General features: G+C 52.6%; 11 protein-coding genes. 3 read left to right on the forward strand and 8 right to left on the reverse strand.

Translation table 11 applies throughout. The annotated features are described in order from the left end of the window. The 5 genes from AB8809_RS14820 to dinG all read right to left on the reverse strand — a co-directional run bounded on the left by AB8809_RS14820 (position 1) and on the right by dinG (position 7570). Positions 1-1329 (reverse strand): HlyD family type I secretion periplasmic adaptor subunit, encoded by a 1329-nt coding sequence (locus tag AB8809_RS14820; protein WP_181828262.1) that lies wholly within the window; start codon positions 1327-1329, stop codon positions 1-3. A 27-nt stretch (positions 1330-1356) separates the two neighbouring features. Next, positions 1357-3084: a type I secretion system permease/ATPase gene (locus tag AB8809_RS14825; RefSeq protein ID WP_181828261.1), complete on the reverse strand. Its 1728-nt coding sequence runs from the start codon at positions 3082-3084 to the stop codon at positions 1357-1359. Positions 3085-3101: 17 nt separating this feature from the next. Beyond that, positions 3102-3413 (reverse strand): protease inhibitor Inh/omp19 family protein, encoded by a 312-nt coding sequence (locus tag AB8809_RS14830; RefSeq protein WP_349856575.1) that lies wholly within the window; start codon positions 3411-3413, stop codon positions 3102-3104. Between the two features lie 104 nt (positions 3414-3517). Next, positions 3518-4948, reverse strand: coding sequence for a serralysin family metalloprotease (locus tag AB8809_RS14835; RefSeq protein ID WP_015839820.1), 1431 nt, complete (start codon positions 4946-4948; stop codon positions 3518-3520). A gap of 522 nt (positions 4949-5470) precedes the next feature. Continuing rightward, the gene (gene dinG, locus AB8809_RS14840) at positions 5471-7570 is read right to left on the reverse strand and encodes an ATP-dependent DNA helicase DinG (protein ID WP_181844342.1); all 2100 of its coding nucleotides are present in this window, start codon (positions 7568-7570) and stop codon (positions 5471-5473) included. 214 nt (positions 7571-7784) lie between these two features. Between dinG and AB8809_RS14845 the strand changes: the two genes are divergently transcribed. Then, positions 7785-8630, forward strand: coding sequence for an AraC family transcriptional regulator (locus AB8809_RS14845; RefSeq protein ID WP_349856548.1), 846 nt, complete (start codon positions 7785-7787; stop codon positions 8628-8630). A gap of 52 nt (positions 8631-8682) precedes the next feature. Beyond that, on the forward strand, positions 8683-9360 hold the full coding sequence (locus AB8809_RS14850; RefSeq protein WP_349856549.1) for a LysE family translocator: 678 nt from the start codon (positions 8683-8685) through the stop codon (positions 9358-9360). Positions 9361-9633: 273 nt separating this feature from the next. On the opposite strand, the gene idi is transcribed toward AB8809_RS14850, so the two are convergent. From idi to AB8809_RS14865, 3 genes are all read right to left on the reverse strand, one after another. Then, on the reverse strand, positions 9634-10173 hold the full coding sequence (gene idi, locus AB8809_RS14855; protein ID WP_181847654.1) for an isopentenyl-diphosphate Delta-isomerase: 540 nt from the start codon (positions 10171-10173) through the stop codon (positions 9634-9636). Between the two features lie 104 nt (positions 10174-10277). Next, complete coding sequence (gene bglX / locus AB8809_RS14860; RefSeq protein ID WP_349856550.1) at positions 10278-12584, reverse strand: beta-glucosidase BglX; 2307 nt, start codon at positions 12582-12584, stop codon at positions 10278-10280. A gap of 352 nt (positions 12585-12936) precedes the next feature. Continuing rightward, the gene (locus AB8809_RS14865) at positions 12937-14283 is read right to left on the reverse strand and encodes an aspartate aminotransferase family protein (RefSeq protein ID WP_015839814.1); all 1347 of its coding nucleotides are present in this window, start codon (positions 14281-14283) and stop codon (positions 12937-12939) included. A gap of 414 nt (positions 14284-14697) precedes the next feature. Here AB8809_RS14865 and AB8809_RS14870 point away from each other — a divergent pair, with 414 nt between their 5' ends. Then, on the forward strand, positions 14698-15717 hold the full coding sequence (locus tag AB8809_RS14870) for an ABC transporter substrate-binding protein (RefSeq protein WP_180777061.1): 1020 nt from the start codon (positions 14698-14700) through the stop codon (positions 15715-15717). The last annotated feature ends 32 nt before the right edge of the window (positions 15718-15749 follow it).

Here is a 15749-nt window from a genome sequence, read left to right on the forward strand (position 1 = left end):
TTACTCTTCCGTTAATGCCAGATGCAGGCGATCCATTAAAGGCTTAAATAGATAATTGACGAATGACCGCTCTCCGGTACGCACAAACCCTTGTACCGGCATGCCAGGTTTGATTTCCAGCCCCTCTAGCGCACGTTTTCCTTCGTCATCCACCATCACGCGCAGGCTGTAATAAGGGGAGCCGTCTCGCTCATCCAACAGGCGGTCGGCAGACAACAGCTCGACCGTTCCCGCTACGCGCGGCGTTGTGCTTTGGTTAAACGCGACGAACTGCAACTCGACGGGTAGCCCCGGCCAGATTTTATCGACCAACTCCACGGGGAGGCGCGCATCCACCAATAGCGGCTGATCGTCCGGTACGATCTCCAGCAGCGTCTGTCCCGGTGCAATCACACCGCCTTCCGTAAACACTTTCAATCCGACTACCGTGCCGGACACGGGTGCCCGCATCTGGATATTCGCCAGATTAAAATCGGCTTTTTCCTTCTTGCTGCCCACATCACTCAGCAGCGCCCGCACCTCCGCCAGCTCGCTGTTCACTTCCTTATCGTATTCCTGCTGGCGCTGTGCAATCAACAGCGTTTGTTGCTCAATATCACGGCGGGTACGATTAATATCCCCCGCCAGCTGGGCGATATCGCCGTTAAGCTGCGCCAGCAAACGTTCGTTCTCCAGCATTTTGTTACGTGGTACATAGTTTTCCGCCGCCAGTGAACGCAGCCCTTGTAGCTGTTGCTCCAGCGTCTCCCGCTGCTTCTGCTTGCTGGACATCACCTGACGTTGGGCATTGAGTGAGGCTTCCATGCCCGCAATGCTGGAGCGCATCCCTTCAGCTTCAAGCCTGAGCGACTGCTGACGACTGCGCAGTAAATCACGCTGCAATGCCGTAATCACACTCATCTCAGGTTTCTCCGCTAGCGGCTGCAAACGGGGTGTCATTACCATGTCGCTCAGACGCTGCTGCTCGGCAAGCAGTCGCCCTTCCCGTGCCACCAGCTGTAAATACTGACCATCCAGCCCTTCACTCGCCGAACGCGCATCAACTTCATTCAGCGTTAGCAGAATCTGGCCAGCCTCGACCCTGTCGCCATCTTTCACCTGAATTTTATCGACAATACCGCCCTGATTGTGTTGCACCACCTTGCGGTTACCGGAAATCACGACGCTGCCATTCACCATGACGCCCTTATCCAAGGGTGCAAACAGTGCCCACAGGAGAAAACCACCAAACCCGGCAAGCACCAGCAACCATCCCAGACGCACCGCGCGTTTTTCATCACGCTGCGCCGTCTGGTTCATACTCTCTTCGCTTATTTCTGATGCGGACATGTCTTTCCCTGTTTTCGTTATTCCATGTTACCGCTGGACAGCGGCAGAGGGTGTCATTTGTGCCTGATTGGCAGCACGGCGCGGCTGTAGTTCGCTCAGAATCTCACGCGCAGGCCCAAAGCGTTGTTGCCTACCCTGATTAAGCACCAGAATCTTATGCGCCAGCGTAGTTAATGCAGGACGATGCGTAATCAGTACCACCGTCGCCCCCCGCTTCTGAAGATGCGAAATCGCCTGCGCCAGGGCCATTTCACCTTCGTTATCAAGGCTGGAATTCGGCTCATCGAGTACCAGCAGGCAGGGTTCGCCATACACTGCCCGCGCCAGCGCGATACGCTGCCGCTGACCGCCAGACAGCCCGTTGCCGTCAGCACCGAGAGGAGTGTCATATCCCTGCGGCTGGCTAAGAATCATTTCGTGGACACCCGCCAGCTTCGCCGCCGCCACAATTTTTTCCGCATCATGTTCGCCAAAGCGGGAAATGTTCTCCGCCAGCGTGCCCTTAAAGAGTTGCACATCCTGCGGCAGGTAGCCCATTGCCGGACCAAACGCCGTTTTATCTACCTGGCTGAGATCGGCGCCATCCAGTCGAACTTTGCCTCGCGTTGGTGTTTGCGTTGCCACCAACAGGCGTGCCAGTGTGGATTTCCCTGAACCCGATGCGCCCAGAATCGCCAGCGTTTCCCCTGCCTGAAGCGAGAAATGGATATCCTGCAACCTGGCCGCGCCTTGTGGCGTCTGCAACAGCACATTCTCGACGCTGAGCTGGCCAACCGGCGCAGGTAACGCCATGGGCTCCGCTTTGGGCGGGTAAGCTGCCATAATACGACTCAGCCGATGCCAGGCCTGACGAGCGCTGCTCAAGGGTTTCCAAATACCAATAAGCTGATCGATAGGACTCAGCACGCGCCCGACAAGGATTGACCCCGCAATCATCATGCCCGGCGTAATTTCACCCTTAATCGCGAGCAGAGCACCCACACCGAGCATTAGCGATTGCAGAAAAACGCGTGCGTGTTTTGATGCCGCGCCGACAACCGCAGCTCGTTCACTTGCCAGATTTTGCAAGGTAATAAAGCGGTAGTGTTGCCCCAGCCAGCGACGGCGTAAATTAGGCAGCATCCCCATCGATTCAATGACTTCCGCATTACGCAGTTGCGTATCCGCAAGATGTGTCGCCTGTAGCGCTTCATGGTTTGCCTCTTCCAAAGGCGACGTAGTGAGATATTGATTCAGCCACGCCAGCAGCACCAGTACCACGGTTCCCCCCAGAGCAAGCAGACCGAGAACCGGGTGGATCAGAAACAGCACCAATAAAAAGAAGGGAAACCAGGGAATATCGAAGAAGGCAAAGAGTGAGTTGCCCGTAATAAATTGCCGCAATAGCGTGAGATCGTTCAGCGCCTGACCGGCTTTGGCCTCTCCGGCCTCCAGATTGCGCTCAAATGCGGCGTTGAAAACCTGTTGATTCAGCTGTAGATCGATCCGGGTCCCGAGCCTGACGACCACCAGACTGCGCACCCATTCGAGCGCAGCCATGAACACCCCCAGACCGGCAATCAGCAGGGTAAGCATCAGCAGCGTGGTACCATTCCCCGAAGCCAGTACGCGATCGTAAACCTGAAGCATATAGATAGAAGGCGACAGCATCAGTAGATTAACGATGGCGCTGAAAATCCCAATGCTCCAAAAGCTGCGCCGGAAAGGACGCAGTATACTCAACAACGAACGTTCCTTATTTGATAGTTGACTCACTGCGCTTGCCTCTCCTGTCAGGGCTGTTTATGCAACGTCCGTGTACTGCCATCAGGCAATGTCAGCGTATAGCCCTCTTTTTCCTTGCTAAAAAACGCGACGGATTGCCCCTGCTCTTTCGTCAGCGTGATACCGTCCGGCGTCGGTCGCCATCCGGCTGGCACATCCGGCAGCAGCGCTTTTAAACACTGAACATCTCCCTCAAGGCGCCAGGTATTCTCCACTAACGACGCGTTGTGCAGCACAACCTCGCACTGCTGTTCCCCGCCACGTAATTGCCATACGCCGCTTAGCTCACCTGCTGAAGGCAATTTCAGACTACTTGCCATACATCCTCCGCTTATTGCACTTAACAACGCCGCGATGATTAACTTTTTCATAGTGGCCCCTAGTCGATAACAGAAAAGGACGGGGGAACCCCGTCCTTGCTACATCACACGATAAAATCGGTTGCCGCAGAAGGCTGACCAACAATATGTACAACAAAGTCTGGTGTGGTCTGACCCGCAAAATTCAGCCACAGATTGGTGGTATTGCTCCCCGCATCCCAGTCAAGCAGTGCTTCATTGCCACGTCCGGTGAACGCATCAACAAACTGCAAATCTTTATTTTGATTCAACGCTGACAGGTCGATTTTGTCGATGCCGCGTTGGAAGTCCGTGATGGTGTCATAACCGTTCTTATAAGAAGAATCGCTCGCGCTGGCGTAGACAAAAATATCTTTGCCCGCGCCGCCCGTCAGCGTATCTGCACCGCCGCCGCCGTAAATGACGTCATCACCTGCGCCACCGTTCAGAATATTATTCGCGTCATTGCCGATAATAATATCGTTGCCGGAACCGCCAATGGCGTTTTCGATGGTCACGCCGTGGGCGATAGACACGTTACCTTTCAGGCCGCCAACATCAGAGAATCCGCCTTCATTCAGGTTGATGCGTTGATCGTTTCTGTAGCCAGAGAAATCAAACGTATCCGTGCCGCCCGCATCCCAAACGGAGAAGATCAGTTTGTCACTGCTGCTATTCGCTGAATAGAAATCACGGCCGGTGTTGGAGTTGAAACCGTATACCGTATCACCGGTACGCGTGTTCATGTTTGCACCGTACAGATATTGGATGGCCGTGATGTCATCAATCAGCGGACCTGCAGCATAGTGCCCCTGGAAATCTCCCCCGGTGTTCTGCTCACTCCAGTAGCTCATCAGGCTGAACTGGCGCGTATCTTCCGCATAGGTCACATCGCGGTAGGTTGGGTTACCTTCGCCAGCATTGTAAGAACCTGGGTGATTCAGACCCAGCGCATGACCGATCTCATGCGTCAGCGTCTGCTTACCGTATTCCGTCGCCGGGTTACGCACCGTGTCGGAGTTGTAGTTAAACCAGGCGCTGCCCGCCGCCGAGTGGTTACCCGGCATATAAGCGTAAGCCTGGGTATCGTAATCCAACCGACCGCTTGAATCACGGGTGTAGTTACCAAACGTGATGGTGGCTTTTTGGGTAGGGCTAACCTGAGTAAACGTGACATTAGCGACATCTGACCACGATTGCAGAGACAGTTTGGCTTGTTGTTCCTGGGCTGCGCTGAATTTCACAAAGCCCTGATCGCCAGAAGGGATAGACCGCACGTTCTGTAAGAACGAATAGGTCAGATTAGCGGATTTGCCGAATACGTTCGTTCCATTCCAGGTCAGACCGTCGCGGACAATTTCCTTCGCTGCCAAATCGCTTGTGAACGAGGGTTTGCCATTAAGCTGTCCATCGCCACGTGAATGGTAATTGTACAGATCGTACACATCGCTATACCCCGTTCCCGCTGCATGCAATGCCGATTCTGCGGTATCCTTATCTTGAGCTCGTAAAGCCATCTTTTCTTCTCCATAAGTCTGATCGGGATGATCAGAATCCTAAATCCCTTCATGCAATGGCTGTATTGCATGTACCGCACGTGGCGGCGGCCTAATCGTCTCCTGGTTAGATAAAGCTCACTAAAAAATATTTATAGGTAAAAAATGCATATAAATAAAAATTATCTCTATAAGGAAATAATTAAGAAAGAACGCCAATTATTTTCGTTATTATCAAATGATAAATAATAAGGTCGTGGTGACTAGTTTTTATTATTGGTATGGATATGGACAGCAAGAGAAACGGATGCCAGACAGCATTCGTTTTTGAAAAGGAAGGAGTTTTTATTAACGGCGTTAATTCTCATCGTGGTACCTATCCTTGGTTGATAAAAACCGTGCCGCGCAATGACACACTTTGTCACACGTATTAACGGCATCCTTGCTGTTCTGAGACAAATCTAACAAATAAGAATAAAAAAATATAGCGCTAAATAGGGACTAATTGCCTCCTTATTCGACGAACGGATAAAGAGGAATTTGTTATGGCATATCCCGCTGTTCGATCGGGAAGACGGGCAGCGCCGCCAGCAGTTGTGCACCATAGCCTTTGGTCAACAAACGACGATCGTAAATGACGATTTCACCAAAGCAGTCATGGCTGCGAATAAGGCGTCCAACCTGCTGGATGAGGTTAAACGACGCGCTGGGCAAACTTTGTACGATAAACGGATGCCGTTTGAGGCTTTTTAGCCACTCGCCTTCCGTCAGAATCACCGGGCTGTCGATGGGGGGAAACGCGATTTTGTGGATATGCACTTGAGAAAGTAGATCCCCTTTCAGATCCAACCCTTCTGCAAAAGACTGTAAGCCAATCAGCACGCTAGTCTGACCTTCCTGTACCCGCTGACGATGCAGTTCGACCAGCCTGTAGCGCGGCTTGTCTCCCTGAACCAGCAGCATCAAACGCAAATCGGTAACCTGCGTGAGAAAGAGTTGCATGGCACGCTGGCTGGCAAACAGCATCAGTATGCCTTTATGCTTATCCTGCTTTAATTCTGCCCGGAAAAACTGCGCCATTTCAGCAATATGCTGCGCTTCAGATTCCATCAGCGGTTCATAACGCATTTTGGGAATCACCAGACGTCCCTGCTCACGGTGGTTGAACGGTGAATCCAGCGCGATGAACGTATCGCCTTCCTGCTCACCCAGACCGGAAAGTTCCTGTATGCGCGCAAAACTGTTCAGCGAGCGCAGCGTTGCCGAGGTCACCACGACGTGCGACACCTTACTCCACAGCAGCCTTTCAAGCTGATCGCAAACGCGGATCCCTGCACAGTGCAGGTGAAGATGCGGCTGGTTATCACGCATCTCCCGCGTAATCCATTTAGAAACTGGCGCATTCGAGGATTTCTCCATTGCCGCCAGCCGCCACAGTTTACTCATAGACTCAAGGTAGCCCTGCTGGCGGCTCATTTTCAGCAGAGCATGATAGACGCGCACCACGTCATGCTTCCCGGTTTTCTCACTCAGGTCGTTGAGCATATACTCGGCCAGAGCCCGCAGCGTGTCGGTTAATTTGAACAACCGTACGCAGAGTTCACGCATTTCATCCGGCATTTTGCCCATCGCAAAGCGGTACTCGGTTTCCTGACCGTCAGGCGGAAGAAACAGCCCGCACATTTGCGAGAAAGACAGCACGCATTCGCGGATCTCCTCACAGTGGCTGGTCAACCGTTCGCTGTTAGCCAGTCGCGGCGGTGATTTAGGGGCAAACTGCGCCATACATTGCCCGATGAGCTGCACCAGCTGTTCTAGCTGCGCCATCATATAAGCCGGATGAATATTGCCAGACATCTCCAGCGTATCGCGGGCAACGTCAGGAATATGGTGACCTTCATCGAGTACCAACAGGAGATTCTTAGGGGGAGGCAGTACCGACTCGCTTTCCATCGCCGCCATCACCAAAGCATGGTTGGTGACAACCACATCGGCCTGTTCGATCTCACGCCGTGCGATAAAGAACGGGCACTCACGATAATAATGACAGTTGTGCGCAAGACAGTTCGCTTTATCGGTACTCAGCTTCTGCCACAGGCTATCGTCAATTGAATCCTGATAATGGTCGCGCAGTCCGTCCCAGACGTGGCCTTGCAGCGCTTTATCAAGCCGTACACAGGTGCGCTTTTCCTCCTTGCTGGCGGACATCAGTTCATCATCCAGAAAGAGCGGCAAATCCCCTTGCGCATCGGGATCGGTGGCCAGCATCGCCAAATTGCGCGGGCAAATATAACGACGACGGCCAAATGCGGCGGTAAATTTCAGTTCAGGAATAAACTTCTGCAACAGCGGTAAATCTTTGCTGTAAATCTGATCCTGCAACGCCACATTCGCGGTGCTGACCACCAGCGTTTTATCCTCCGCACGCCCCACCGCAATACCCGGAATAAGGTAAGAAAGCGTTTTCCCGACGCCGGTTGGCGCTTCAATAGCCAGATGGCGCGGGTAATCGCCCGCCAGCGTTTTCGCCACTTCGGCAATCATCTGTCGCTGGGGAACGCGGGAAATAAAATCCGGGATTTGTTCTTGCAGGGCCTTATACCATTGACCAATCTGCAATTTTATTGCGGGGGACAGCGTCATGCATACTCTGTATCTGTGTAATCTGAGCGCCATTGTCCCACAGACGCCCGGCGACGTCAGCCGATATCACTCTCGAGACCATTCCGACCTCGACAATCTTCCATCCAGCGATTAGGGTAAGCTATTCTTTTTATCAAACATGTATTTTTATCAAACACGGTCTTTATCGCGAGCGGTAAACGCTATCTTCGGTAAACAATAGCTTCGGTAAATTATGTCTTCGGTCCACGCTATTAACCAATCGTACTGGTTTTCACCACGATTACCCCATGTGGAAAGCCGCAGCACGTACAACAGCAGCCATGCCTATAAAACACATAGCCATGCGCAATTTTCGATTGGGGCGATAGAACACGGCGAAACACGTTGCCATTACCGTAACGACATTCACCACTTACAGGTTGGCGATCTGATCTTTATTGATCCCCAACAGCCGCACAGCTGTAACCCGCTGCCCGGCAAAACGCGCAGTTATCACATGCTGTATCTGGATGTCGGGTGGTGCCTCGACCAGATCGCGACTCACTGTGGCTATCAGGCTGAGACCTTGCATTGCAGCTGCGTCGTCTTGCGCGATCCTGCGCTGTTTGCACATTATCAGCACATCATTACCCTGCTATATCGGGGAGAAATCGCGTCAGCAGATAACCAGCTCAAAGCGATGCTGAACCCCATCTGGCAACAATATTGCCTGCCCGCACCATCCTGTTTGTCCGCACTACCGCACCTGGCACCGCAAACCACGACGCTCCACGTACGTGAACGTCTGCTGAATAATTTGCAAGAAGCGCCCTCGCTGGAAACGCTGGCGGAGGAGCTGAACCTGAGACGTGAAACCATCGTGCGGCAGTTTCGTCACGATACGGGTATCACACCGATGGCATTTCTGAATAATGCCCGCATTGAGTATGCCAAATCGCTGCTGAAACAAGGCACACCGCTGGTGGATACCAGCTATCAAAGCGGCTTTTGCGATCAAAGTCATTTCCACAAAACGTTTGTGCAATACACCGCCGCGACACCGGGTCAGTACGCACGATCAATATTTGACAATAAATAGCGGAACACCTTGTCTAGACTGGCCTCGATTACTTATTGAGGCCAGAAATAGCATGTTTATCAATGCCACGTTTATCAACACGCCGTTCATCAATACCCTTTTTTCTGCTGATTCTCTCTTTCCTGCTCACTTTCCTGCTCTAGCGCTGGCGCATTTTGTGGCGCTACTGAGCCCCGGCCCGGATTTCTTCCTGCTGACAGCCTACGCCATTCGCTACCGACTGCGCGGCAGCGCGGGAATTTGTCTGGGTATCGCGTTAGGTAACGGCATGTATATTCTGCTGGCGGCGATCGGCTGGGCGGGCATTCAGCATTCGCCCACGCTGTTTAGCCTCATAGAATTAGCCGGGGCAGCTTATCTGATCTGGGTGGGCTATCAGTTAGTGAAAAGCCGTTCTGTGCTATCGCTACAGGCGGAACAACAGTCCGACCGCTGTCCAACACTGCGTAAACAAGTCCTGCTAGGACTCGGTTCGGCGCTACTGAATCCCAAAAACATGCTGTTCTACATCAGCCTGATGACCAGTATTCTTGGGCAAAACGTGACACCTACGCAGCAATTCGTCAGCGGTAGTTGGATGTTTTCTGTCGTGTTGATGTGGGATCTGCTGATCGCTGCATTGATCGCTCGCCCGCTGATTCAGCAGCATTTAACACGCTGGCTTAACCCGATTGAACGCGGTGCTGGCGTCATTCTGCTCTTTTTTGGTGTGCTGCTTTTATTTCGCTAATGCGGTGTATTTAAAAAGCGCGGAGCGTTTCGGTCTTGTTTCATGGGCTGAAGGCATTATAATTCGAGGCAATTAACAAAAGGATAACCTGATGACTCTTCAAAAAATCGGTATTATCGGTCTCTTTGCCTTTCTCGCCTTAGGTGGCATGTCCGGCATGATGCTGGTGGGCTACATTATTATCGAGCATGCGGGCTGAGGCTTTCGACCCACAGCGTCCGCCGACTGCACGAACGGTGCCGCACGGAAACGCGGCAATTAGCATCGCTTTAATTAATTTGGTTGTTCAGACCGAAATGCTTGCCAGTAAGCAGGAATACGCGCGAAGGTCAGTTGGAACCAGGCAGTAAACTGTTCGGGCGTCTCCGCCATCCGCTGGGCTATGTTGTCTATCGACTGGTATTCATAGCTCGACACTTCATCGGGGTTGATCTGCGGAAGGTCATCCGTCACACCAAAATACACATGCCCCAGTTCATGCTCAATCAGCCCATTATCCAACGGCAGACGGTAGGTCAGCGTAAACATTGGCGTCAGTTCACAGCGTAATCCCATTTCTTCATACAAACGGCGATGTGCCGCCTGCAGCGTCTCTTCACCAGGCGCAGGATGACTGCAGCAGGTATTGCTCCATAAACCGCCGCTGTGATATTTCTCCTCTGCCCGCTGCTGCAATAACAACTGCTGGCGAGAGTTGAAAATATAGACGGTAATCGCACGATGTAATGCTCCTTTTACATGCGCTTCCTGCTTTTCCATTACGCCCGTTGGCTTGTCATTTTCATCAACCAGCACCACTTCAGTCAACGGCATACCCTTCTCCTGCAATACCTTACTCTCCGGCAATCACACTGTATTGTAGTAATCACAATTCGTATTCATTCGCCGCCGGTGTTCCCGGCGGCGAGAGAACATCATTATAGCAAGGTGAAGCTATCGCTTTTCACACGCTGTGAATCCAGACCGATCATCACGTCGAATTTACCGGGCTCGACCACCTGCTGCATACGAGCATTGTAGAACTTCAGTGCTTCCTGATCGAGCGTGAACGTGACCGTGCGAGATTCTCCCGGCTGTAGCATCACTTTCTCAAAACCGCGTAGCTCTTTCACCGGACGGCTAATGGAAGCCACCACATCGTGCACGTACAGTTGCACGACCGTTTCCCCCGCGCGGCTGCCGGTGTTTTTCACCGTCACGCTGGCGTTGATCGTCCCGTTACGCTTCATCGTCTGGCTGGACAAACGTACGTCTGACACGCTGAACGTGGTATAGCTCAGGCCGTAACCGAACGGATAGAGCGGCCCATTGGCTTCGTCGTAGTAATGAGACGTATATTTGCCTGGATTTTCCGGCGTGTAAGGACGACCTGACGGCAGGTGATTGTAATAAATCGGGATCTGACCGACAGAACGCGGGAAGGACATTGGCAGCTTGCCGGACGGGTTATAGTCACCAAACAGCACATCGGCGATCGCATTACCGCCTTCGGTGCCGCTGAACCAGGTTTCCAGTAACGCATCGGCCTGTTGATCTTCACGCACCAGCGCCAGAGGGCGGCCATTCATCAACACCAGAACCAGCGGTTTACCCGTCGCTTTCAGCGCCGCGATCAGGTCACGCTGGCCTTGCGGCAGGTCAATGTTCGAGCGGCTGGACGCTTCATGCGCCATTCCGGCAGCTTCGCCGACGACAGCAACCACCACATCCGCTTTCTTCGCTGCCTCAACGGCTTCATCGATCATCGCCTGCGGCGGACGTTTATCTACCTGCACGGCATCTTCATACTGATTCAGGAAGTCAATGATACCTTTGTGATTACTGACGTTGGCACCTTTGGCATAGAGGATGGTGGCTTTATCGCCGACGGCATTCTTCAGCCCCTGATAAACGGTGATCGTCTGTTTCGTTACGCCCGCAGCAGACCAGCTTCCCATCGTATCGCGCTGGCTGTCAGCCAATGGCCCGACAACAGCAATCGTGCCTTCTTTTTTCAACGGCAGCGTTTGCAGACGGTTTTTCAGCAACACCAGACTTTTACGCGCCACATCACGCGCGTCGAGACGGTGCAAGCGGCTTTCCGCATTGGTATCCACTGGGTCAGAACCTACCGGCCCCAGATGGCGGTACGGATCTTCAAACAGCCCCATATCATATTTTACGTTCAACACCTGACGGCAGGCATCATCGATCTCCTGCATGCTCACTGCCCCGCTTTTCACCAGTTCGGGCAGATACCGGACGAAATACTCGTCGCTCATGCTCATACCGATACCGGATTTCACCGCCAGACGCGATGCATCACGCGGATCGCTGGCCACACCGTGCTTAATCAGCTCTTTAATCGCACCGTGATCGGTAATGGTAATGCCTTTGAAATTCCACTGATCGCGCAGAACATCTTTCAGCAGCCAGCTGTTTGAGGTAGCTGGCGTACCGTTGATTGAATTCAGCGCGACCATCACGCCGCTGCTGCCCGCGTCAATCGCCGCTTTGTAAGGCGGCATATAGTCCTGGAACATGCGCTGAGGGCTCATGTCCACGGTGTTATAGTCGCGCCCACCTTCCACCGCGCCGTAAAGCGCATAGTGTTTTACGCTGGTCATCAGCGAATGGCGACCCGTTACGTCATCGCCCTGAAAGGCTTTAACAACCACACCAGCAATTTTGCTGGTCAGCCAGGTGTCTTCACCGAAACCTTCCGACACGCGGCCCCAGCGCGGATCGCGGGTGATATCCACCATCGGCGCCCAGGTCATGTTCAGGCCGTCTTCCGTCGCTTCATAAGCCGCCACGCGCGCACTTTTCTCAATCGCGGCCATGTCCCAGCTGGAAGCCAGTCCCAATGCGATAGGGAAAATGGTGCGCTGGCCGTGCACCACGTCGTAGGCAAAAAACAGCGGAATCTTCAGGCGGCTGAGTTGCATGACCTGATCCTGCATCGCACGAATGTCCGGGCGGGTTACCGTATTAAAAATCGCGCCAACCTGACCATTTCTGATCATTTCCCGAATGGCTTCTTTGGGGTTATCCGTCCCAACGCTGATCAATCGGAGCTGGCCGATCTTCTCTTCCAGCGTCATTTTTTTCAGCAGATCCGTGACAAACGCATCACGTTGCTGATGTGAAGGCGATATTGATGCCGGCGCAGACGTCAACTCCTGCGCAAACGCCGGATTACAAGCAAGTCCAATTGCTATAGTCAGTGAAGTAAGCCATTTCATTCGTTATAAAGACCCAGTCAATCCAGGCGTCAGAGCAGAACAGAATAAGGCGCTGAAGCACAAGACAGGTTGAAGATTCCGACGGTCACATCCCTTCTCTGACAAGGCGAAAAACACCTTCCCCTGCCTTAAGCGAATAAGGCTTCCCGATAGTGGTTGCCGCACCGACGCACTCAAATGCACAGCGCGTAATATAGTGCATTTATTGAGATTTCATTTAATAAAAACTGCAAGAATAATGCTAGACGGTACGCAAAACTTACATTCAACGCGGGCGGTCACAGAAAAGAAATAAACAGCATGGCGCCACATGCGGCGGACAACTGCCGACGCATGCGCATTTGAGGGGAAATTAACGCCGATGTGACTGCAAGCTTAGCGCGCGATCGAGCGCCCCGACCAGCCAGTCAATGTCATGTTCCTGAAATGCCAACGGCGGGCGCAGCTTCAACACGTTACCATGCGGACCAGCAACCGATGTCAGGACGCGTTCAGCTCGAAGTTGTTCAACCACGTCCAGCGCCAGCGCTTTATCCGGTGTTTTTGTTTCCCGCTCGCTGACCAACTCAAAACCGATAAAAAGCCCTGCACCGCGCACATCGCCAAGACACGCATGACGATCGGCAAGCAGCGTTAACTCCCGCTTCAATTTTTCCCCAACAACACGGCTGTGTTCCTGTAGCCCTTCTTCACGAATCACGTTTAATACCGCCTGCGCCGCCGCTATCGACACGGGATTGCCACCAAAAGTATTAAAATAAGGAATTTCATCACTGAATGCCGCCAGCACATCGGCTTTTGCCAATAGCGCGGATACGGGGATGCCGTTGCCCATCGGTTTACCCAACGTCACGACATCAGGCACAATATCGTGCCGACCAAATCCCCAGAAATGCTCGCCCGTTCGTGCAAAACCGGGCTGGACCTCATCTGCGATGAAAATCCCACCATTGGCATGAACCACGTCTATCGCAGGTTTCAGGTAACCTGCAGGTCCCGGCAATACGCCATCCGAAGAAAAAATGGAATCCGCCAGAAAACCAGCAAATTTGATGCCGTTCGCGGCCATATCATCAATTTGCAGTTGAATTTGTTGCGCGAACCAGACACCCAGATCGGGGGCATTCACGCGATAACGATCGGGAGCAGGCACAAGACGGGTTGTCGCCGCCAAAGGCTGCCCGCTTCCAAGCGCAGGTGACGCACCGGACGTCAACTCGCTGGTCCCGTGATAGGCTTCTCGACTCACAATAATGCCCGTCCCGCCGCTATAGGCCCGAGCGACACGGATCGCCAGATCGTTAGCCTCCGATCCCGTACACATATACATCGCCTTATTGATGGCGGCTGGTACGGTACTGAGAATATCTGCGGAGTAATCCAGAATACGTTCGTGCAAATAGCGGGTATGGGTATTGAGCAGACGCATTTGCGCGTGAACGGCATCGATGACCGCAGGATGGCAGTGTCCGATACTGGCAACATTGTTGTAGACATCCAGATATTTATGTCCAGCGGCATCCCACAAATATTGTCCCTCACCGCGAACCAGATGCACCGGATTACGGTAGAACAAACGATAAGAATCTCCTAACACCTGAGAACGTCTATCCGTCAGTCTCCGCGTATCTTCATCCAGCGCATCCGCATGCTCAGTACGAAAGCTGTTGGTATCCATGATGGTTGATCGTGTCGCCATAATGACTCCTGTAGAAAGGTGGTGGCCCGACTGCGTATTGCATGAGGAAACGCAGCGTGCATGTTCAGATAACACTCACCCTACACCAAAAGCAACAAAATACACAAATACAAAAAAATGCACTTTTTTGATGCATAAAAATGCCAAAAAAGTGCAATAAAAACATCACAAAAATGGATGCGAGGTTCCGCTATCCGTTAATAGAACGACTCCGCTTACAAAACAATATAAATAACACATTAATTTATATATTTATTTTTATATTGGCTTTCGTCAAATCAGAAAATGGCACGATTAGTGCTAAAACCTCAGACCACTCGCAAGAAACACAAAAATGCACAGAATGGACGATTTACCGTTCGAGGCGAGGGTGACACCGATGCCAATATTTTCCACAACCGTAGGGGAACATTTATGAACCGATCTTTATTTCGCCGCGTCAGTCTGCTCACTGCGTTCACCTGTGCCACGCTGGTTAACGCTGCTGCACACGCGGGAACCATCACGGTCTATACCTCGCTGGAAGAAGATGAGATCAAAGATTACGTCGCACAGGCTAAAAAAGATTTGCCCGACCTGACCATTAACGTCCTGCGCTTGTCTACCGGCGACCTTGGGCCACGGATTCTGGCCGAATCCAAAAATCCGCAACATGACGTCATTTGGGGCTGGGCCGTAACCAGCGTGATGGACCCACGGTTGTCTGCATTATTGGAACCTTACGATGCCAAAGGCAGTGATAGCCTTGCCGCCACCTACCGCGCACCGGATCACAAGTGGTTTGCGGCAACAGGCTATATGGCGGCCTTTTGCGTCAACACCGAAGCGCTAAAAGCCAAAAATCTTCCCGTGCCCGCCTCCTGGCAGGATCTGACTAATCCGATCTACAAAGGAGAAGTTGTGATGCCGAATCCTGTCTCGTCCGGCACAGGTTACCTACAAATCGCCGCATTGCTGCAAGCCAAAGGGGAACAAAACGGTTGGGCCTTTCTGAAGTCGTTAGATGGCAATATCGCCCAATACACCAAGTCCGGCTCTCGCCCCTGCAAAGCAGCACGCACCGGAGAATATGCCATTGGCGTATCGCTGGCTTTTGCCGCTATGCAGTCAATTGAAGAAGGCTACCCCATCAAAATGGTGATCCCAAACGATGGCGCAGGCTATGAGCTGGAGGCCTCGGCTCTGATGAGCGCAGCCAAGAACAAACCGGATGCCAAGCGTTTCCTCGACTGGACACTCTCCAGCCAGGCCGCCGCGCTCTACACCAAATATAAAGAGATCGTGACAATCCCTGGCGTTGAACAGTCCAAAGCCGCACAAATGGCGGGTCTACCAGCCGATCTCACACACGTCCTCTACCCTGTGGACTTCACCAAAAGCGCCAACGATCGCGACGCCACACTGGCAACCTGGCAAAAATCCATCGGCCGATAATGGCCTGTATTCGCAGTAAAGACTGCCGCGCA

It is taken from the genome of Pectobacterium aroidearum (genome assembly GCF_041228105.1).
Taxonomy (GTDB): domain Bacteria; phylum Pseudomonadota; class Gammaproteobacteria; order Enterobacterales; family Enterobacteriaceae; genus Pectobacterium; species Pectobacterium aroidearum.

Bases quoted from the DNA above. Each gene is read 5' to 3' on its own strand.
- idi (WP_181847654.1), bottom strand. From the start codon at position 10,173: ATGCCGTTGACTGAAGTGGTGCTGGTTGATGAAAATGACAAGCCAACG.
- AB8809_RS14850 (WP_349856549.1), top strand. From the start codon at position 8,683: ATGTTTATCAATGCCACGTTTATCAACACGCCGTTCATCAATACCCTT.
- AB8809_RS14830 (WP_349856575.1), bottom strand. From the start codon at position 3,413: ATGGCAAGTAGTCTGAAATTGCCTTCAGCAGGTGAGCTAAGCGGCGTA.
- AB8809_RS14870 (WP_180777061.1), top strand. From the start codon at position 14,698: ATGAACCGATCTTTATTTCGCCGCGTCAGTCTGCTCACTGCGTTCACC.
- AB8809_RS14820 (WP_181828262.1), bottom strand. From the start codon at position 1,329: ATGTCCGCATCAGAAATAAGCGAAGAGAGTATGAACCAGACGGCGCAG.
- bglX (WP_349856550.1), bottom strand. From the start codon at position 12,584: ATGAAATGGCTTACTTCACTGACTATAGCAATTGGACTTGCTTGTAAT.
- dinG (WP_181844342.1), bottom strand. From the start codon at position 7,570: ATGACGCTGTCCCCCGCAATAAAATTGCAGATTGGTCAATGGTATAAG.
- AB8809_RS14845 (WP_349856548.1), top strand. From the start codon at position 7,785: ATGTCTTCGGTCCACGCTATTAACCAATCGTACTGGTTTTCACCACGA.
- AB8809_RS14865 (WP_015839814.1), bottom strand. From the start codon at position 14,283: ATGGCGACACGATCAACCATCATGGATACCAACAGCTTTCGTACTGAG.
- AB8809_RS14835 (WP_015839820.1), bottom strand. From the start codon at position 4,948: ATGGCTTTACGAGCTCAAGATAAGGATACCGCAGAATCGGCATTGCAT.